Origin of the sequence: Azospirillum sp. ST 5-10, from assembly GCF_051225715.1 — a bacterium.
Classification (GTDB): domain Bacteria; phylum Pseudomonadota; class Alphaproteobacteria; order Azospirillales; family Azospirillaceae; genus Azospirillum.
The window spans coordinates 16751-35049 of the sequence record NZ_JBPJSP010000008.1; the positions used below are offsets into that span (position 1 = coordinate 16751).

General features: G+C 72.0%; 19 protein-coding genes. 7 read left to right on the forward strand and 12 right to left on the reverse strand.

Going from position 1 to position 18299, the window contains the following annotated elements; all coding sequences use genetic code 11:
• Window positions 1-87: 87 nt before the first annotated feature.
• A complete protein-coding gene (locus ACSBPG_RS11330) occupies window positions 88-1092 on the reverse strand; it encodes a zinc-binding dehydrogenase (protein WP_435537267.1) in 1005 nt (334 codons plus the stop codon).
• A gap of 102 nt (window positions 1093-1194) precedes the next feature.
• On the opposite strand from ACSBPG_RS11330, the gene ACSBPG_RS11335 reads away from it, so the two are divergent.
• The gene (locus ACSBPG_RS11335) at window positions 1195-2058 is read left to right on the forward strand and encodes a LysR family transcriptional regulator (RefSeq protein WP_435537268.1); all 864 of its coding nucleotides are present in this window, start codon (window positions 1195-1197) and stop codon (window positions 2056-2058) included.
• A 40-nt stretch (window positions 2059-2098) separates the two neighbouring features.
• Here ACSBPG_RS11335 and ACSBPG_RS11340 read toward each other — a convergent pair whose 3' ends face one another.
• The 4 genes from ACSBPG_RS11340 to ACSBPG_RS11355 all read right to left on the reverse strand — a co-directional run bounded on the left by ACSBPG_RS11340 (window position 2099) and on the right by ACSBPG_RS11355 (window position 5424).
• Window positions 2099-2887, reverse strand: a complete 789-nt coding sequence (locus tag ACSBPG_RS11340) for a MetQ/NlpA family ABC transporter substrate-binding protein (protein ID WP_435537269.1) — start codon at window positions 2885-2887, stop codon at window positions 2099-2101.
• Window positions 2888-2919: 32 nt separating this feature from the next.
• Window positions 2920-3588 carry a methionine ABC transporter permease gene (locus ACSBPG_RS11345; protein ID WP_435537270.1) on the reverse strand — a complete coding sequence of 223 codons (669 nt, stop codon included), beginning with the start codon at window positions 3586-3588 and terminating at the stop codon, window positions 2920-2922.
• Entirely contained in the window at window positions 3554-4618 is a 1065-nt protein-coding gene (locus tag ACSBPG_RS11350; protein ID WP_435537271.1) for a methionine ABC transporter ATP-binding protein, read from the reverse strand. Before ACSBPG_RS11350 ends, ACSBPG_RS11345 begins: the two co-directional genes overlap by 35 nt.
• A 134-nt stretch (window positions 4619-4752) precedes the next feature.
• Window positions 4753-5424 carry an alternative oxidase gene (locus ACSBPG_RS11355; protein WP_435537272.1) on the reverse strand — a complete coding sequence of 224 codons (672 nt, stop codon included), beginning with the start codon at window positions 5422-5424 and terminating at the stop codon, window positions 4753-4755.
• Window positions 5425-5758: 334 nt separating this feature from the next.
• Here ACSBPG_RS11355 and hmpA point away from each other — a divergent pair, with 334 nt between their 5' ends.
• Window positions 5759-6970 carry an NO-inducible flavohemoprotein gene (gene hmpA / locus ACSBPG_RS11360; protein ID WP_435537273.1) on the forward strand — a complete coding sequence of 404 codons (1212 nt, stop codon included), beginning with the start codon at window positions 5759-5761 and terminating at the stop codon, window positions 6968-6970.
• 37 nt (window positions 6971-7007) lie between these two features.
• Here the strand turns inward: hmpA and ACSBPG_RS11365 are convergent, their stop codons facing one another.
• From ACSBPG_RS11365 to ACSBPG_RS11380, 4 genes are all read right to left on the reverse strand, one after another.
• Window positions 7008-7499 carry an Rrf2 family transcriptional regulator gene (locus ACSBPG_RS11365; RefSeq protein WP_435537274.1) on the reverse strand — a complete coding sequence of 164 codons (492 nt, stop codon included), beginning with the start codon at window positions 7497-7499 and terminating at the stop codon, window positions 7008-7010.
• A 131-nt stretch (window positions 7500-7630) separates the two neighbouring features.
• Window positions 7631-8161 (reverse strand): RrF2 family transcriptional regulator, encoded by a 531-nt coding sequence (locus ACSBPG_RS11370; protein WP_435537275.1) that lies wholly within the window; start codon window positions 8159-8161, stop codon window positions 7631-7633.
• 120 nt (window positions 8162-8281) lie between these two features.
• On the reverse strand, window positions 8282-8728 hold the full coding sequence (locus tag ACSBPG_RS11375; protein ID WP_435537276.1) for a cupin domain-containing protein: 447 nt from the start codon (window positions 8726-8728) through the stop codon (window positions 8282-8284).
• Window positions 8729-8761: 33 nt separating this feature from the next.
• Entirely contained in the window at window positions 8762-9517 is a 756-nt protein-coding gene (locus tag ACSBPG_RS11380; RefSeq protein WP_435537277.1) for an SDR family oxidoreductase, read from the reverse strand.
• A 306-nt stretch (window positions 9518-9823) separates the two neighbouring features.
• On the opposite strand from ACSBPG_RS11380, the gene ACSBPG_RS11385 reads away from it, so the two are divergent.
• Window positions 9824-10690: an FkbM family methyltransferase gene (locus ACSBPG_RS11385; RefSeq protein ID WP_435537278.1), complete on the forward strand. Its 867-nt coding sequence runs from the start codon at window positions 9824-9826 to the stop codon at window positions 10688-10690.
• Between the two features lie 85 nt (window positions 10691-10775).
• A complete protein-coding gene (locus ACSBPG_RS11390) occupies window positions 10776-11549 on the forward strand; it encodes a DUF3750 domain-containing protein (protein ID WP_435537279.1) in 774 nt (257 codons plus the stop codon).
• A gap of 4 nt (window positions 11550-11553) precedes the next feature.
• Here ACSBPG_RS11390 and ACSBPG_RS11395 read toward each other — a convergent pair whose 3' ends face one another.
• Together ACSBPG_RS11395 and ACSBPG_RS11400 are read right to left on the reverse strand one after the other, a co-directional pair.
• Complete coding sequence (locus ACSBPG_RS11395) at window positions 11554-13746, reverse strand: helicase-related protein (protein ID WP_435537280.1); 2193 nt, start codon at window positions 13744-13746, stop codon at window positions 11554-11556.
• 69 nt (window positions 13747-13815) lie between these two features.
• Window positions 13816-14532, reverse strand: coding sequence for a FadR/GntR family transcriptional regulator (locus tag ACSBPG_RS11400; protein WP_435537281.1), 717 nt, complete (start codon window positions 14530-14532; stop codon window positions 13816-13818).
• Between the two features lie 214 nt (window positions 14533-14746).
• On the opposite strand from ACSBPG_RS11400, the gene ACSBPG_RS11405 reads away from it, so the two are divergent.
• Entirely contained in the window at window positions 14747-15628 is an 882-nt protein-coding gene (locus ACSBPG_RS11405; protein WP_435537282.1) for a fumarylacetoacetate hydrolase family protein, read from the forward strand.
• A 49-nt stretch (window positions 15629-15677) separates the two neighbouring features.
• Here the strand turns inward: ACSBPG_RS11405 and ACSBPG_RS11410 are convergent, their stop codons facing one another.
• Window positions 15678-16628, reverse strand: a complete 951-nt coding sequence (locus tag ACSBPG_RS11410; RefSeq protein WP_435537283.1) for an aldo/keto reductase — start codon at window positions 16626-16628, stop codon at window positions 15678-15680.
• 175 nt (window positions 16629-16803) lie between these two features.
• Here ACSBPG_RS11410 and ACSBPG_RS11415 point away from each other — a divergent pair, with 175 nt between their 5' ends.
• Both ACSBPG_RS11415 and msrB read left to right on the forward strand, forming a co-directional pair.
• A complete protein-coding gene (locus ACSBPG_RS11415) occupies window positions 16804-17787 on the forward strand; it encodes an aldo/keto reductase (RefSeq protein WP_435537284.1) in 984 nt (327 codons plus the stop codon).
• A gap of 29 nt (window positions 17788-17816) precedes the next feature.
• Entirely contained in the window at window positions 17817-18299 is a 483-nt protein-coding gene (gene msrB, locus ACSBPG_RS11420) for a peptide-methionine (R)-S-oxide reductase MsrB (RefSeq protein ID WP_435537285.1), read from the forward strand.

Sequence of the window (18299 nt, forward strand, 5' to 3'; positions counted from 1 at the left end):
GTCATCCCACCAGCGGGTGACCGCTGGCGCGCCGATCGAAACAGATCCTGTGGGTCAGGTGAACCGCACCGGGTTTCCCGGTTCAGTTCAGGAACGGATGGAGACGACGATCTTGCCGGCGGCGCTTGCATCGGCGAGTGCCGCGTGGGCGTCGGCGACCGCGGCGAGCGGGAAGATCCGCGGATCGACGCGCGGGACGAGCTTGCCGGCCTCGACCAGCACGGCTGCCGCCTTCAGGATCTCGCCATGGCGGGCGCGGCCGGCGCCGTCGAGCAGCGGCGCCAGGGTGAACACCCCCGAATAGGTGCCGGCCTTGAACGACAGCGGCGCCAGCGCATGGGCGCCCCAGCCGAGGCAGCTCACCACGTGGCCGAAACGCTTCACCGCCTGGAAGGACGCATCCAGCACGGCGCCGCCGCCGGTGTCGTAAACCAGGTCGAAGCCCTCGCCGCCGGTGTGCCGGGCGACGTACTGCCCGACCGGCTCGGCGGCGTAGTCGATGGCCGTCGCTCCCAGCGAGCGGATGACGTCCGCCTTGGCCGCATTGCCCGTGGCAAAGACCGTCGCGCCGTACGCGAGGCCGATCTGCACCGCGACGTGCCCGACGCCGCCCGCCCCGCCCTGCACCAGCAGAGTCTGGCCGGACCGCACCCCGGCGCGGTCGACGAGACCCTCCCAGGCCGTGATGGTGACGAGCGGCAGGGCCGCGGCTTCCCGCATGGTGAGGTTGGCCGGCTTGACGGCCAGCAGTTCCGCGTCGACGGCGGCGTATTCGGCCAGGGTGCCCTGAACGCCGCCGACCCCACCCGTCATACCATAGACCTCGTCGCCGGGACGGAAGGTCGTGACGTCGGGTGCCACCGCTTCGACCACGCCGGCGAGGTCGAGACCGAGGATGGCCGGCAGCGGATGCCGGGCATGGGCGGCCGCGCCGGCCCGGATCTTGGCGTCCAGCGGGTTGACGCCGCTGGCATGGATGCGAACGAGAACCTCGCCGCGCTTGGGCAGCGGACGGGCCACCTCGACGAGGCGGAACGGGCCGTCCTTCGCCTCGACACGCGCGGCGGTCATCGTTGGGGTGGGGTTGGTCATGATCTCCGCTCCGTTCTGGTGCGGCAAACGTGCGCTCGACCGGAATGCATGGCGACCCTAATATCCGCACGATATCCATACAGAAATGCATGAGGCGCGCCCGTGCGGGGACTTGAGTGGGGCGATCTGCCCGTCTTTCTCGCGATCGCGCGGGAAGGCACATTGGGGGCTGCCGCCCGCCGCCTGGGCCAGACCCAGCCCACCATGGGCCGGCGGCTCCGGGCGCTCGAGGCGGCGCTGGGCGTGGCGCTGTTCCAGCGCACCAGCGACGGCTTCATCCTGACCGATGAAGGTCAGGCCATGTTGGCGCACGCGGTTCGGATGGAGGAGGAGGCGCTTGCGATGCAGCGCCGACTGGCGGGCGGCGTCGGCGGGCTCGAAGGGCTTCTGCGCCTGTCCTGTTCCGACTGGTTCGGGACGACCATGCTGAGCCCGGTGCTGGCGGAGTTCGCGGACCTCCACCCGAAGGTCGTCGTCGAGGTGCTGACGGATGCGCGGATCTACAGCCTCGCGCGACGCGAGGCCGACGTCGTCATGCGCATCGCCCCCTTCGACGAACCGGAGGTGATCGCGCGCAAGCTGGTGACGGTTCCCTACGGCCTCTACGCGGGGTCCGATCGCTGGCGCCCACGGGCGGGCGACGGTGCGGGATGCCGGCTGATCCTGATGGACACCGCCTTCGGCGGGATGCCGGACGTTGCCTGGGCGACGCGCGTGCTGCCGCACGCGTCCATCCTGTCCCGCAGCAACAGCCGTGAGGTCCAGGCACGGCTGTGCGCCCTCGGCGCCGGGATGGCGGTGCTGCCGCGCCCGCTCGGGGATGCGACGCCCGGCGTCAGGCTCCTCGATCTCGGCGAACAGCCGCCATCCCGCGACACCTGGATCGGCTATCATCGGGATCTGCGCAGACTGCCGCGCTTGCGCGCGCTGCTCGACCTCGTCGTCGAACGGATCGCACGAGGGTGAAGCCCCGCCCGGCGCCCGTGGCGCCGTGGCGGAGCGGCGGTCACCAGCCGGGAACGACCGCCCCCTTGAAGGTGTCGAGGACGAACCGCTTCACCTCCGGGCTGTGGTAGGACTGGAGGAACGTGGCGACCCACGGCTTGTCCTTGTCCGCCGCGCGGACGGCGATGACGTTCGTGTAGGGGCTGTCGGCGCTCTCCCGGGCAATGGCGTCCTTGTTCGGATCGAGGCCGGATTCCATGGCGTAGTTGGTGTTCACGGCGGCGGCGTCCACGTCGTCCAGCGAGCGCGGAAGCTGCGCCGCGTCGAGCTCGATGAGCTCGATCCTCTTGGGATTCTCCACCACGTCCACCGGCGAGGCCTTCAGCCCGGCGCCGTCGCGCAGCTTGATCAGCCCGTTGGCCTGGAGCAGCAGCAGCGCGCGGCCGCCGTTGGTCGGATCGTTGGGCACGGCGATGCGCGCGCCCTCCTTCAGCTCGCCCAGGGATTTCACCGTCTTGGAGTAGATGCCCATGGGAAAGACCACCGTCTTGCCGACATTGACGATCTCGTAGCCGCGGTCGCGCACCTGGTTGTCCAGGTAAGGCTCGTGCTGGAAGGAGTTCGCCTGCAGGTCCCCCTGCGACAGGGCCTGGTTGGGGATGACGTAGTCGGTGAACTCGATGATCTCGACGTCGAGGCCCTTCTGCGCCGCGATCGGCTTCACCTGCTCCATGATCTGGGCGTGCGGGCCGGCGGAGACGCCGACCTTGATGGTTTCGGCCAGGGCCGCCGTGGCGGACGTCAGGGCCGCGACGCCGAGCACGGCGCCGAACAGGCGGGCACGCAGCATGTCTCTTCTCCTCGCTGATCTCTTCGGAAAATTCAGGACTTCAGGATGCGCTTGTTGAAGCGGCGGGCGAGGCGGTCGCCGGCGGACTGGACGATCTGCACCAGCACGACCAGCACCGCGACCACCGCTAGCATCACCTCGGGCAGAAAGCGCTGGTAGCCGTAGCGGATGCCCAGGTCGCCCAGGCCGCCGCCCCCCACCGCGCCGACCATGGCCGAGTAGCCGATCAGGCTGACCGCGGCCAGGGTCAGGCCGAGCGTGATCGACGACAGCGCCTCGGGCAGCAGCACCTTGCGGATGATCTGGAACGGCGTGGCGCCCATGGCCTGCGCCGCTTCGATCAGGCCGCGGTCGACCTCGCGCACCGCCCCCTCGACGATGCGGGCGATGAAGGGGATGGCGGCGACGGTCAGCGGCACGATCGCCGCCGCCGTGCCGATGGAGGTGCCGGCGACCAGGCGCGTGAACGGGATGATCGCCACCACCAGGATGATGAACGGGGTGGAGCGGGCGACGTTCACCACCGCGCCGACGACGCGGTTGAAGGCGAGGCTCTCCAGCAGCTCGCCCCGGCCGGTCACCGCCAGCATCACGCCGACCGGCAGGCCGACCGCGGTTCCGATCACCCCCGACACCGCCACCATGTGCAGGGTGTCGAGCGTCGCCTTAAACAGCAACGCGATGATTTGCGGGGAGAGCATGGCCGAGCACCTCGACTCCAAGATTGTTCATGGTGAGGAAGCCGATCGCTCCCTCGATGGCGGCCGGCGCCCCCGACGCCTCGACCACCAGGGTGCCGAAGGGCGCGCCCTGGATCTCGTCGATCTGGCCGTGCCAGATGTTCAGGTCGATGCCGAACTGGCGGCTCAACAGGCTGATGACCGGGGAGGTGGCGCGCTCGCCGGTGAAGGTGATGCGCAGCACCGGGTTGCGGTCGGCGGCCGGCTGTGGCGCCAGGCGCCCCTTCAGGCTGTCCGGCAGGCCGCGGTTGATGACGGGATCGACGAAGCTGCGCGTCACCGCGGTCCTGGGGTGCGCGAAGACGTCGAAGACCGGGCCGGTCTCGATCACCCGGCCGCCGTCCAGCACCGCCACCTTGTGGCAGATCTCCTTGATGACGGCGATCTCATGGGTGATCAGCACGATGGTCAGGCCGAGGCGCCGGTTGATGTCGGCCAGCAGGTGCAGGATCTGCTCGGTCGTCTCGGGGTCGAGCGCCGAGGTCGCCTCGTCGGACAGCAGCACCTTGGGCTTGGACGCCAGCGCCCGGGCGATGCCGACGCGCTGCTTCTGGCCGCCCGACAGCTCCGCCGGGTAGCGGTCGCGCTTGTCCGCCAAGCCGACGAGGTCGAGGAGCGGCTCGACCGCCTGGCGGATCGCCGCCTTCGGCATGCCGACGAGTTCCAGCGGCAGCGCCACGTTGCCGAAGACGGTGCGCGAGGACAGCAGGTTGAAATGCTGGAAGATCATGCCGATGGCATGCCGGGCCGCGCGCAGCTCGGCCGGCTTCAGCGCGGTCATCTCGACGCCGTCGACCAGGATGCGCCCCCGGGTCGGCATCTCCAGCAGATTGATGGTGCGCAGCAAGGTGCTCTTGCCGGCACCGGACCGGCCGATGATGCCGAAGATCTCCCCGCGGTCGATGGTCAGGCTCGTGTCGGCCAGCGCGGTCACCGGGGCGCTGCCGCCCCGTGCCGGGTAGGTCTTCTCGATGTTCTCTAGCGTGATCATGCCGGACAACCGCCGTTTCGCGGAACGAGGGAGGCATCTTTTAGTCGCGGCGGGCGCCGCGCACCATTGCGTTCTGGAGGCATCAGCCAAGGGCTGGCGGCCGGCCGAGGACGGTCGCCGGCGGAAGAGGCGGCTCACGCCGCCTTGCGATCCTCCGACCCGGTCCGGCCGGCGGCAGGGTCTGCGGCGGGCCCGGCGGCGAGCGTGTCGGCGAAGCCGTGGTTCACGTCGCGGTGATTGGCCTCGTCGTTGCGGACGGCCAGCACGACGTCGCGCAGCGTCGCCGTCTCCGGCAGGTTCCAGTAGTCGATGGCGAGGCGCGGGGCCGGCGGGTTCGCCTGCCGCCCGGCGTCGATCTCGGCGAGATAGCCGGTGTAGCTGATCACCGCCTCCTCCTCGAAATAGCCGACCACCCGGTGGGCGGTCTTCGGCGACACGAGGTAGAGAAGGAAGAAGGCGTTGTAGAAGGCGCCCTGGGCGAGAAGGATCATCGCCCGCTCGTACCAGCTCGGCTTGGCCACCTCGATGAAGGTCATCAGGTGCACCCGCTCGTTCTCGGCCTCGTCCAGCAGCGTGTGGATCCAGCCGTTGTCCCGCTGCATCCGGCGCAGGCAGCGCAGATGCTGGAGGGTCGCGCCGACCATGCCGGGAACCGCGGCCACGGTTTCCAGCACGATGGCCCGGTGCCCGTAGCGCTTGGCGAAGACGCTGTCGGCGACGAAGCGCAGCGCCTTGGTGAAGCCCAGCGCGATGCGGTCGCCGAGGTCGCGCGGCTGGTGATGGGTGGTGAGCACGAAGGTCGTCATGGTTCGCTCTCCTGTTTCGGGCCTGTTTCCGGGCGCCGGCGCGCTCCACCGGTGGCCGGTGCCGCGCCATTAAGATGCGTTTTCAATGCATGTTAAAGAACGGGGCGGATTGTCGCACCCTGTCGCACCCTGGCGCCCCGTGGCCGCCGAAGCCTTGGATTCCGAGGTCCGCGCCCGGCGTCACGTTCTCGGCCGCATGAGAACATATATTTTTATTGCATCTTAAAGCGTGCCGCGACATCCATGGTCGGCGCGGGCGCTCCGGCGCCGGACGGGCGCCACCGCTCGACCGGCCCGCCCGCCCCGTCCCCACCATCGCCGCACAGGATTCGAGATGCGACAGCCCCTCAGCGAGCGGACCATCGCCGTCGTCATGGCCACCGCCCCCGCCCTGGCCGAGCACGGCCCCGCCATCACGCGCGCCATGTACGTCACCCTGTTCCGCGACGCCAACATCGCGGCCCTCTTCAACCAGTCCCACCAGGGGGTGGAGGGCGCGCAGACCAAGGCGCTGGCCAACGCCATCCTCGCCTACGCCCGCCACATCGACGATCTCGGGGCTCTGGCCCCGGCGGTGGAGCGGATCGCGCAGAAGCACGCGGGATTGCTGATCCGGCCGGACCACTATCCCGCCGTCGCCGCCGCCCTCCTGGACGCCATCCGCCAGGTCCTGGGCGCCGCCGCGACGGACGAGGTGCTGGCCGCCTGGGGCGAGGCGTACTGGTTCCTGGCGGACATCCTGATGGAGCGGGAGCGGACCATCTACGCGGCGCAGGCGGCGTCCGCCGGGGGATGGTCCGGTTGGCGCGACGTCGTCGTCACGGCGAAGATCCGGGAGAGCGACGTCATCACCTCCTTCGTCCTCGCGCCGCGCGACGGCGGCGCCGTCATCCGGCACCGGCCCGGCCAGCACCTGACGTTCCTGCTGCCCGTGCCGGGGGCGGCGCCGCTGCGCCGCAACTACAGCATCTCCTGCGCCCCGAACGGCCGCAGCTACCGCATTTCCGTGAAGCGGGAGCCGCACGGCGCCGCCTCCAACTGGCTGCACGACCAGGTCGCCGAGGGGAGCGTCCTCCAGGTGTCGCCGCCGGCCGGCGACTTCGTCCTGCCCGACCGGCTGGAGCGGCCGGTGGTGCTGCTCAGCGGCGGCGTCGGCCTGACCCCCATGGTCAGCATGCTGGAGACGCTCGCCGCCGCCCATCCCGGCGTCGCGGTGCACTACGTTCATGGGACCGCCAACAGCGCCACCCACGCCATGGACCGTCACGTGCGTGCGCTGGCCTCCTCCCGCGCCGGCATCGCCGTCACGACGTTCTACGCCGAGCCGCTGGCCGGCGACCGTCCGGGCGCCAGCCACGACGTCACGGGCCTGATCTCCGTCGACTGGCTGCGCGACAACACGCCGCTCCGGGACGCCGACGTCTATCTGTGCGGGCCGAAGCCCTTCCTGTCAGCGTTCGTCAACGGCTTGGCGCGGGCGGCGGTGCCCGACGACCGCGTCCATTACGAGTTCTTCGGCCCCGCCGAGGCGTTGCGGGCGGCCTGAACCGGCGACGGCGCGGTGCCGCGCGGGGCGACGCCGGCTACGGCGCGCGTCCCGCGTCCCGCCGGCCGGCCGGGCGCTGCGCCGGCGGCAGCGGCAGGTCGAGGAGGGCGGCCAGGCTGCGGCGGTTGTGCACGATCTCCGCCAGCGTGTAGTCGTCCAGCACCGCCAGGAAGGCCTGGAGGGCCTCCTGCAGGGCGGAGCGCAGGGTGCAGGCCGGGTTCAGCCGGCACAGGGGCGTGCCGTCCGACGCGCCCATGCAGTCGACCAGGGCCAGGTCCCGCTCGGTGTAGCGCACGACGTCGCCGATGCGGATCTGCTCGGCCGGTCGGCCCAGACGCAGCCCGCCGTTGCGCCCCCGCACCGTCTCGATGTAGCCGCCCAGCCCGAGCTGGTGGGCGATCTTCATCAGGTGGTTCTTCGAGATGCCGTAGACCCCGGCGATCTCGCTGATGGTCGGCAGCCCGTCACGCTGCACCGCCAGGAACATGAGCAGGCGCAACGCATAGTCGGTGTGGCTGGACAACCGCATCCCGGCACCAAAGCTGTATTGTTGGTGCATGATAATAATCGCGACCGCCCCGGCCGACAACCGGTGTGCGGGAATGCGCCGACGAATGCTCCCGGCCGGGGAACCGCCGGCGGGCCCCCTCCCGGGACGGGTCAGCGCGTCCGGGCCGACCGCGCCGAGGCGCGGGCGCCGATCCGGCCCTCGATCCAGTCGCCGACCGCGCCGGCGAACTCGGGCGGCGCCTTCCGGCCGAACCGGTCGGCGACGTCGGCGAGGGTCTCCTGTGCCAGGGTCGCGCGCATCGCCTTTTCCGCCCGCAGCATCACCGCGTGGACGGCACAGACGCCGGACGTCGCCCAGGACGGGGGCCGCTCCCCGAACACCGCGCAACGGCCGCGGATCTCCTGACAGTCGAAGAGCGGCTTGTCGCCCTCGATGGCGTCCACGACGTCCAGGAAGGTGATGTCCTCCGGCGCCTTGGCGAGGCGATAGCCGCCGCGCACGCCCTCGCTGGCGGCGACGATCCCGGCCTTCTCGAGCTTGGGGAAGATCTTGGCCAGGAAGGACGGGGAGAGGCCCTGCAACTCGGCCAGGTCACGGCTGCTCAGCGGCGTGTCGCCCGAGGCGATCAGCCAGAGAAGGCAATGGAGACCGTATTCGACGCTGGCGGTGATGTGGGCCATGGGCGGTTCCGGAAGGGGGGCCGACAACGGCGACCGTAGCAATCCGTGTTCCGGTGGACAAGCCGCGGGTTACGGACGCGCACGGCCGCCGCGCTCTTCGGCGGGCGCCGGCATGCCGCGTCACTGCGCGTCCGGGATGGTCAGCTCCGTCTCGGCGGTGTCGACGACGAACACCGCGAGGAGCTTGGCCGGTTCGCTGTCGCTGGCGTTGGCGCTGACGCCATGGTGGTCGCCCGGCAGCTCGGTGAAGTTCTCGCCGGCCTGATAGGTCCGGACCGGACCGCCGTTGACCTGGCTGCGGACGGCCCCCTCCAGCACCGTGGCGTAGATGAGCGCCGAGGCGGCATGGGTGTGCGCCGGCGAGAAGCCGCCGGGGCCATACTCGACCAGCACGCCCTTGATGCTCTTGCCCGGCAGGTCCGGCAGCGCGTGCTCATAGACCAGCGTCACCGTGGCGTTCTTGGCCTTCGGCCCGTCGGCCGCGGCGCTGGCGAACGGCAGGGCGGCGAACGGCAGGGCGGCGAACGGCAGGGCGGCGAGCGCCAGCGCGCGGAGAATGCGGTTCATGGATCGTCCTTGCTTGTCTGTTGGTAAGAGGGATCAGGCCGGCGCCTGCGAGCGGCGCAGCCACTCGTCCAGGCCGATGCGGCCGAGGCGCGCCGGGCCGGTGGGAACCAGCGAATCCTCCTCGGTGCGCCCGCCGAAATAGCGCGCCTCGGGATCGCTCACGGCGACGCGCGGGTCGCCCATGGCCCGCAGATAGCGGCCGACGATCTCGGCGAACGGAGCACGCTCCGGGCCGGCGATGTCGATGATGCCGTTCCGCGGCTCGCCAACGGCCTCCTCGGCCAGCACCGCCGCGACGTCGTCGGCGGCGATCGGCTGGAACAGCCCGGACGCCAGACGCACCGCACCGCCGTCCGTGGCGCCCGCGGCGATGGTGCCGAGGAACTCCAGGAACTGGGTCGCGCGCACGATGGTGTAGGCGATGCCGGACCCGGCGATCAGTTCCTCCTGGGCCACCTTGGCGCGGAAATAGCCGTTGTCGGGCATGCGGTCGGTGCCGACGATGGAGAGGGCGACGTGATGCCGCACGCCGGCCCGCGCTTCCGCCGCGAGCAGGTTGCCCGTCGACGTCCGGAAGAAGTCCATCACCGCCCGCTCCTCGAACGAGGGCGCGTTGCTGACGTCGACGACGGCGGCCGCGCCGGCCACGGCGGTGTCGAGGCCGTCCCCGGTGACGGCGTTCACGCCCTTGCTGGGCGAGGCGGCAAGGACGTCATGACTGCCGGCGCGCAGAAGCGCCACGACCTTGGAGCCGATCAGCCCCGTACCGCCGATGACCACGATCTTCATGAGCCGATCTCCTGTCCGCCGGCACCGCGCGCCGGTCCACGATTGCGAGGGATGACGCGGGGCCGAGACGGACACCGTGTCCCCGGCGGGATCGCGGCCGCTCGACCGTCCGGCCCTGCGGGACCGGCGAAGCGCGTCATAACAAGGACTATATGAGTCCGTGTTTCGGAGCGCAAGCGAAAAACTCGGACCATGCCAGTCCTTGTTCCAATTCTTCGCGACCGACCGGCCGCCACGACGGATCTTGCGCCGCATCGCGCCGCGTGCGACACCGCCCGGCGGAACGCAAGACGACGACGGTGTGCGATGACCAGCTTCGACGAGCATCCCACGATCGGTCTGACCGAGACCCGCCTCGGGCCGATGTTCTACCCCCGAAACGACCGCTACGTCGGGCGCAGCCTGGAGGAATACGGCGAGTACGCCCGCCTGGAGATCGAGGTGTTCCGCCTGGCCGTCGCCAGGGGGCAGACGGTGGTCGACGCCGGGGCCAACATCGGGGCGCACACCGTGCTCTTCTCCACGCTGGTCGGCGACGGCGGGCGCGTGCTGGCGTTCGAGCCGCAGCGGGCGGTGTTCCAGGTGCTGAACGCCAACCTCATGCTGGCCGCCGCGACCAACGTCGAGACGTGGAACGTCTGCCTGGGAGCCGACGCCGGGCGGACGGAGTTTCCGCAGGTGCCGTTGACCGCCTCGGCCAACTTCGGGGGGATCGGCGCGGCGACGGCCTCCGGCGTCCGCCGGCCAGTCGAACGCCGCACCATCGACAGCTTCGCCCTGGACGCATGCCACTTCGTGAAGATCGACGTCGAAGGGGCGGAGGCCGAGGTGGTCGCCGGGGCGATGGCGACGATCGCCGCGCACCGCCCGGTGCTCTGCATCGAGGCGGAGCGGCCGGAGCGGGTGCGGCCCTGGTTCGAGGCGATCACCGGCCTGGGTTACCGGGCGGTCCTGATGATCCCCCGCCTGTTCGTCCACTCCAACTGGAAGGGCAATCCCAGCAACGTGTTCGGCAATGTGGTCAACGCCAACCTCCTGGCTTTCCCGGGTGCCGTTCCGGACTGGGCGGCGTCGCCGCGGTTCGGCATGGCCCCCGTGCCGGATCTCGCCACGCTGGAGCGCCGGACGGCCGCGTCCTGGCTCGGCAAGGCCGCCGCCGGCGGGGGACGCTGATCCCGCCCTGGACACCGGGCAGCCCCGTGACGATCTACGTTCAAGATGAGCGTGCCGGCGTCGGCGGGACGGAGGTCGGGTGAGGGTGGTCGCGGCGTTTTTCCTGGTGCTGGTCCTGCTGCTGGCCGGACCGGCCTTCGTCGTCGCCTCGGGCACGGTGGCCCTGCGCGTCGACTGGGCGACGGCCGACCGCACCGCCGTCGGCCTCGCCCCGGACCCGGCGACGACGCCGGAAGCGGTCGTCCAGGTCTATGCCGCGCGCGCCCTGTCGTGGCGCGGCGCCTTCGGCGTGCATCCCTGGTTCGCCGTCAAGCCGGCGGGAGCCGCCGCCTACACCGTCTACGAGGTGATCGGCTGGCGGGCGTACCGCGGCCTGCCGGCGGTCGCCGTCACCCAGCGCGCGCCCGACGGCCGCTGGTTCGGCGCCCGCCCCACCGTCCTGGCGGAACTGCGCGGGGCCGAGGCGCAGGCGGCCATCCCCAAGATCGCCGAGGCCGCCCGCACCTATCCCTACAGCGGCGAATACCGGGTGTGGCCCGGCCCCAACAGCAACACCTTCGCCGCCTGGGTCGGGCGCGCCGTGCCGGAGCTGCGCCTCGACCTGCCGCCGACGGCCCTCGGCAAGGACTATCTGCGCTGGCCGCTGCTGGCGCGCGCACCCAGCGGCACCGGCTGGCAGGTCAGCCTGTTCGGCCTCGCCGGCGTCCTCCTGGCCGTGGAGGAAGGGCTGGAGGTCAGCCTGCTGGGCCTGACATTGGGCATCGATCCCCTGGACCTGGCGCTCAAGATCCCCGGCGTCGGCCGGATCGCGCCGGGCGGCGCGCCGACGCCGGGCGCCGACGCCGCTCCGCCGGCCTGACCCCTCAGCGCCGGCGGGGCCCGTAGCGCTTTCTCGGCGCGCCGCGGAATCCCGCGGCCGGCGGCGGTTCCCGGCGGCGCGCCCGCGACGCCAGGGCCTCCGACAGGCGCCGGCCGATGTCGTCGCGCCGGGCGCGCACGAGGTCGCGGTCGGGCAGGGTGCCGGGCACCTTGCGCGCCGCCCAGAAATAGAGATCGCAGGCGCGCGACAGCCCCTCCAGTTCGGCGGCGTCGAGCCCGTCCAGCCGGCCCGGCACGACGCGGCCGAGCGGCAGCGGCACGCCCGCCTCCACCGCGTCGAGGATGGCGGCGACGATGCGACGGTCCGCCTCCTCCTCCAGGTCCGCCGGAGCGAGCAGCAGGTCGAGCCGGGTCGCCAGCGGCAGCCGCCGCGCGTCCAGCAGGAGCGCCAGCCGGCGCAGCCCCGACAGGTCGCCGACCCGGTAGGGCGAGTCGGCGGTGCGGGCGACAGCGAAGGCGTCGATCAGCGGCGTCACCTCCGCGCTGCCGAGATGGTCGGCCAGCCGCGCCAGCATGGCGCGCGACGGCCGCACCGTCAGCGGCGCCCCCGGGCCGAGACGCAGGTCGTCCTGCTCCAGCAGCCGGCGCAGGGCCTGGGGCGTGCCGCGGGCGACGACGCCGAACTCCCCGGCGTCATGGTGGCCGAAGCGGCCGGCGCGCCCGGCGATCTGCCGCACCTCGGTGGCGGTCAGCGGCCGCACGGCGCGGCCGTCGAACTTCTCCAGCGCGGTGAACAGCACCCGCCGGCACGGCAGGTTCAGGCCCATGCCGATGGCGTCGGTCGCCACCACCACGTCGGCCTCCCCCGCCAGGAAGCGCGCCGCCTCGCGCCGCCGCACCGCCGGGGCCAGCGCCCCGTACACCGCCGCCACCGACAGGCCGCGCGCCAGCAGGGTGTCGCGCACCGCGTGCACCTCGCGCCGGGAGAAGGCGATGAGGGCGTCGCCGGGCGCCACGTCGCTCCACTCCAGGCGGCGCTCCAGCAGGGTCAGGGGCGTCTTGCGCTCGAGCTCCACGACCTCCAGCGGCTCGCCGAGATGGCCGGCGATCCGCTCCACCAGCGGGCGCACCTCGGGCGCGCCGAGCAGGTAGACGGTGCGGGCCGGGGCGCCCAGCAGCGCCGCCGTCCAGGCCCAGCCGCGGTCGGGATCGGCCAGCATCTGCAGCTCGTCGATCACCGCCACCTCGACCGGCCGGTCGGGGTCCAGCATCTCGATGGTGGACGCCGTGTGACGGGCGCCGGGGGTGCGCAGTTCCTCCTCGCCGGTCAGCAGGGTGGCCGGCGTTCCCTCGGCGTTCAGCCGCTCCATCACCTCCAGGGCGAGCAGGCGCAGCGGCGCCAGGTAGAGGCCGTCGCGGGCCTCCTTCAGGGCGGCGATGGCGCGGTGCGTCTTGCCGGAGTTGGTCGGGCCGACCACCAGCACCAGCCGCCGCCCCATGCCGCGGGCCACCGGGAACAGCCGTTCGAAGCGGGCGAAGTCGAAATGGCGGTCGACGTAGGCACGGCCGCGCGCCTCCGCGCGCTCGCGCCGCCACAGGTCGAACTCGCGGTCCCAGCGGGCCAGCAGGTCGTCCGCGTCGGCGCGGTTGCGGGCGGCGCGTCCCAGCCGCTCCGCCAGCGCCCCGAAGGTCCAGGCGTCGGCGGCGTCGCCGGCATCCTCGGCGTAGAGGCGCAGGCGCGCCGCCGTGCGCGACAGCGCCTCCTCCACGCCGGCGGCGAGCTGCGGGTCCTCCTCCAGGCGGCGGCGCAGCCCGGCATCGTCGAGGTCTCCCAGTTCCAGCGGGTCGAGGGTGCGCGACGCCTGGAGGCGCACCGGCGCCGGCAGCCCCGGCCAGGGCAGCTCGTCGGCGAGCGTCGCCCGCACCCGCGTGCGGTCCTCGGCGGCGGCGAGCGCCACCCGCGACCCCTCCAGCGCGCGCCGTCCCTGGGCCAGCAGGGCGTCGCGCCGGTGCGCCCGGTCGACGGCGCCGGCGATCTCGCGGACCACGGCCTCGCGCCGTTCCGCCGGCACCAGCAGGTCGCGCCGGCCCTTGGGCAGCGGCAGACCCAGCGGGACGAGGCCGCGGGCCTCGGCCTGGTCGACACGGGACAGGCCGGTCGCCGCCAGCGGCACCACGTCGGGGTGGGCGCGGGCGAGGTCGAGGACCAGATGCGGATCGGCGGGCGGCACGGACATGGGGTTCTCCGAAGGACGGGGCCGTTCTCGCAGAACGGCCCCGTCCGATCAACGCCGCCGGCCGGACCCTCAGCCGCCGAGCAGACCCGACCGGACCAGCTGGAGGTGATTCTCGAGCTCGGCGCGCGCCCGATCCCCGTCGCGGTCCTTGAGTGCGTCGACGATCCGCCGGTGCTGGCGTTCGTAGGTGGCGCGCCGGTCCGGCGTCAGGGTGCGCGCCTTCAGCTTGATCCATTCCGGCCGGTTGCGGACCTCGTTGATGGCGTCGTAGACGTCCATCAGCAGGCCGTTCTTCGCCGCGCCGACGATGGCCACGTGCAGCATGCCGTCCCAGTGCTCGAACTCGGCGACCGCCCGGGCCCCCTCGGCGCGCACCAGGCACTCCTCGATGCGCTGGAGATCCGCGGCGTTCGCACGGCCCGCCGCCAGTTCCGCGGCCCGCGGTTCGACCATCAGCCGCAGCTCCATCACCTCCGCCGGGCTGGCGCCATGGATCCGCCGGACGAGGCTTTCCCCATCGCCGCCGTCCGCGCGGGCCGGCGCCGCCGGCGCGCCGGTCACGAACGAGCCGCGGCCGACGTGGCGCACGATCTTGCCCTGCTCCTCCAGCGCCTGCAGGCATTTGCGCAGCGTGTTGCGGGAGACGCCGAAGCGTCTCTCCAGCTCGCGCTCGGTCGGCAGCTTGGTGCCGGGCCCCCAGGTGCCGTCGGCGATGCCGCGCTCGATGAGATCCAGCGCGGCGCCGACGGCCGACGCCGCGCGCGCCCTGAGATTCCCCGCGTCCATCGTCGCCTCCGTCCGCATCGTGACCCAAATCTTCCCCAATATGCCGAAATCCGCATCGGCGCGCAACGGTCCGGAGCGGCCGCAGCCGCGGGAAGGGCATCTTTTCTGTTGACCAAACGCTTCCCAATGGCTCCTAATTGGCAACCGCACGCTGAATGGATGCCGATTGGCACGGCCAATTGGGTCAATATTGGATCAACAGGGGAGCAGCACGATGAAGTTTGCGACCATCCGCCACGACGGCCGACGGACCGTCGCGGCCGTCGATTCGGACAAGGGGCGGGTATGGCCGCTCGAGGCGGTTCTGGGCGAGCCGGTGGCGGACATGCTCGACCTCATCCGCCGCTTCGACGACCTCAAGGGGCGGATCCGCCTGGACGCGCCGTCGCTCCCCCTGTCGGACGTTCGCCTCGAGGCGCCCATCCCGCGTCCGGCGCGCAACGTCTTCTGCGTCGGCAAGAACTACCACGAGCATGCCCGGGAATTCGCGGGCAGCGGCTACGACAGCAGCGCGTCCGGTGCCGCCGACGCCGTGCCGGCAGCGCCGATCTTCTTCACCAAGGTGCCGGAAAGCGTCATCGGGCCGGAGGAGCCGATCCTGTTCCCCCGCGGCGTCAGCGAGCAGATCGACTACGAAGTCGAGCTGGCCCTCGTCATCGGCAAGGAGGGCAAGAACATCGCCCCCGAGGACGCCTTCGCGCACATCTGGGGCTATACGATCATCAACGACGTGACCGCCCGCGACGTCCAGGCCCGCCACAAGCAGTGGTTCCTGGGCAAGTCGTTCGACACCTTCTGCCCGATGGGGCCGTGGATCGTCACCGCCGACGCGCTCGACGCCACCAACGTCGACGTGCGCACCTGGGTCAACGACGAGCTGCGCCAGAACGCCAACACCCGTGATCTGATCTTCGACATCCCGACCATGGTCGCCACCGCGTCGGCGGGCATCACGCTGCACCCCGGCGACGTCATCGCCACCGGCACGCCGGCCGGCGTCGGCCTGGGCTTCAACCCGCCGAGGTTCCTGTCCCCCGGCGACCGTGTGACGGTCGAGGTCGGCGGCATCGGCCGCCTCAGCAATCCGGTGGAGTGAGACCGCCTGCCGGTCGGGCCGGCGGCGGTCCGGCACCGCCGCCGAAGCCTCACGCGCTCGCCCGCGTCAGATGGTCGAGCGACGCCGCGTCGAGCCGGAGATGCGCCGCCGCCACGAGGTCGCGGAGCTGGTCGAGCGACGTGGCGCTGGCGATCGGCGCGGTCAGGCCCGGGCGGGCCATCAGCCAGGCGAGCGCCACCTGGGCCGGCGTCACCCGGTGCTGGGCGGCGACCTCGTCGAGGGCGGCCAGGATGGCACGGCCGCGGTCGTTCAGGTAGCGGCCGACGACGCCGGTGCCGCGGGCGCTCTTGCCCGCGTCGTCCGGCGAGCGGTACTTGCCGGTGAGGAAGCCAGCGGCCAGGGAGTAGTAGGGGATGACGCCGAGGCCGTGGCCCCGGCACACCCCTTCCAGCTCCGCCTCATAGTCGGCGCGGTCGTAGAGATTGTAACCCGGCTGCAGGCTCTCGTAGCGCGGCAGGCCGGTGCGCGCGCTGACCCCCAGGGCGTCGCGCAGGCGCGCCGCCGAGAGGTTGGAGGCGCCGACCGCCCGCACCTTCCCCTGGTCCATCAGGTCGCGGTAGGCGGCGAGCGTGTCCTCGAACGGGGTGTCCGGGTCGTCGACGTGGGACTGGTAGAGGTCGATGCGGTCGGTCTGCAGACGGCGCAGCGACTCCTCGACGGCCGAGCGGACGTAGGCGGGCGACAGGCCCTTGCGCCCCGGCCCCAGCTCCCAGCCGACCTTGGTGGCGATCACCACCCGGTCGCGATCGCCGCGGCGCTTCAGCCATGTGCCGATGACGGTCTCGGATTCGCCGCCGCGGTTGCCGGGCGCCCAGGCGGAATAGACATCGGCGGTGTCGATGAAGTTGAAGCCGGCGTCGACAAAGGCGTCGAGCAGGCGGTGCGACGTCGCCTCGTCGGCCGTCCAGCCGAACACGTTGCCGCCGAAGCACAGCGGGGACACCATCAGGCCGGACCGGCCGAGCGGGCGATACTCCATGGGTGCGTCTCCTCGTCGTTCGCCTTGCCGATGACGGGCATCATGCCCCACGGCGCCGCGACGCGGCAGCCCCGATCCCGGCGTCCGGCACAGGCCAGCCATTCCGGGGGATGCCGCCACGCCCGTCCGCACTACTCTCTACGGCGGTCCGAAAGGGAACGGCGGGAGAAATGCAATGGAGAAGCGCACGCTCGGCCAGGGATTGGAGGTCTCCGCCCTCGGCCTCGGCTGCATGGGCATGTCGGAGTTCTACGCCGGGCGCGACGACGCCGAATCCGTAGCGACGATCCACCGGGCGCTGGAACTCGGCGTGACCCTGCTCGACACCGCCGACATGTACGGGGTGGGGCGCAACGAGGAGCTGGTCGGGCGCGCCATCCGCGACCGCCGCGACCGCGTCGTGCTGGCCACAAAGTTCGGCAACATGCGCGGTGCCGACGGCGCCTTCCTCGGCATCAACGGCCGGCCGGACTACGTCCGGTCCGCCTGCGAGGCCAGCCTGAAGCGGCTCGGGGTGGAGGTCATCGACCTCTACTACCAGCACCGCGTCGACCCCGACGTGCCGATCGAGGACACGGTGGGGGCCATGGCGGAGCTGGTGCGCGCCGGCAAGGTGCGCTTCCTCGGCCTGTCGGAGGCCGGGCCGCGGACGATCCGCCGCGCCCACGCGGTGCACCCGATCGCCGCGCTGCAGACCGAATACTCCCTGTGGAGCCGCGACGCCGAAGAGGACGTCCTGCCGACGGTGCGCGAGCTGGGCATCGGCTTCGTCGCCTACAGCCCGCTGGGGCGCGGCTTCCTGACCGGGCAGATCAAGCGCTTCGAGGACCTGGAACCCGACGACTACCGGCGCAACTCGCCGCGCTTCCAGGGCGCGAACTTCCAGCGCAATCTCGACCTCGTGGGGCGCATCGCCGAGATGGCGCAGGCCAAGGGCTGCACCCCGGCGCAGCTCGCCCTGGCCTGGGTGCTGGCCCGCGGCGAGGACGTCGTGCCGATCCCCGGGACCAAGCGCCGGCGCTACCTCGAGGACAACCTCGGCGCCCTCGCGGTGACCCTGAGCGCCGACGAGCGCGCCGCCATCGACGCCGCCTGCCCGCCGGGTGCCGCCGTCGGCGCCCGCTACCCCGAAGCCGCCATGCCGCTGCTCGGCCGCTGACCCCACCCGCCGAACCGACTGGAGACGCCATGACGACGCACCGCTCGCCTTCGGGCTTCGACCTGACGCCGCCGACGCCGGAACAGCGCGCGCGGCTGGAATCCCGCCTCACGCCGGAGGAGCGCGAGGTGCTGCTGCGCCACGGCACCGAAGCGCCGTTCTGCGGCTCGCTGCTCGCCAACAAGGAGCCCGGCACCTATTGCTGCGCGCTGTGCGGCCTGCCGCTGTTCCGCGGCGGCACCAAGTTCGAATCCGGCACCGGCTGGCCCAGCTTCACCGAGCCGTTCGACAAGGAGCACGTGGCGCTCAAGCAGGACAACAGCTACGGCATGGTGCGGGTGGAGACGCTGTGCGCCCGCTGCGGCAGCCACCAGGGCCACGTCTTCCCCGACGGGCCGCCGCCGACGGGCCTGCGCTTCTGCATCAATTCCGTCGCCCTGCGCTTCGTGCCCGAGGGCCAGCCGCTTCCCGAGACCATCGCCGACACCCCGGCCGGAGCGCCGATCCCATGA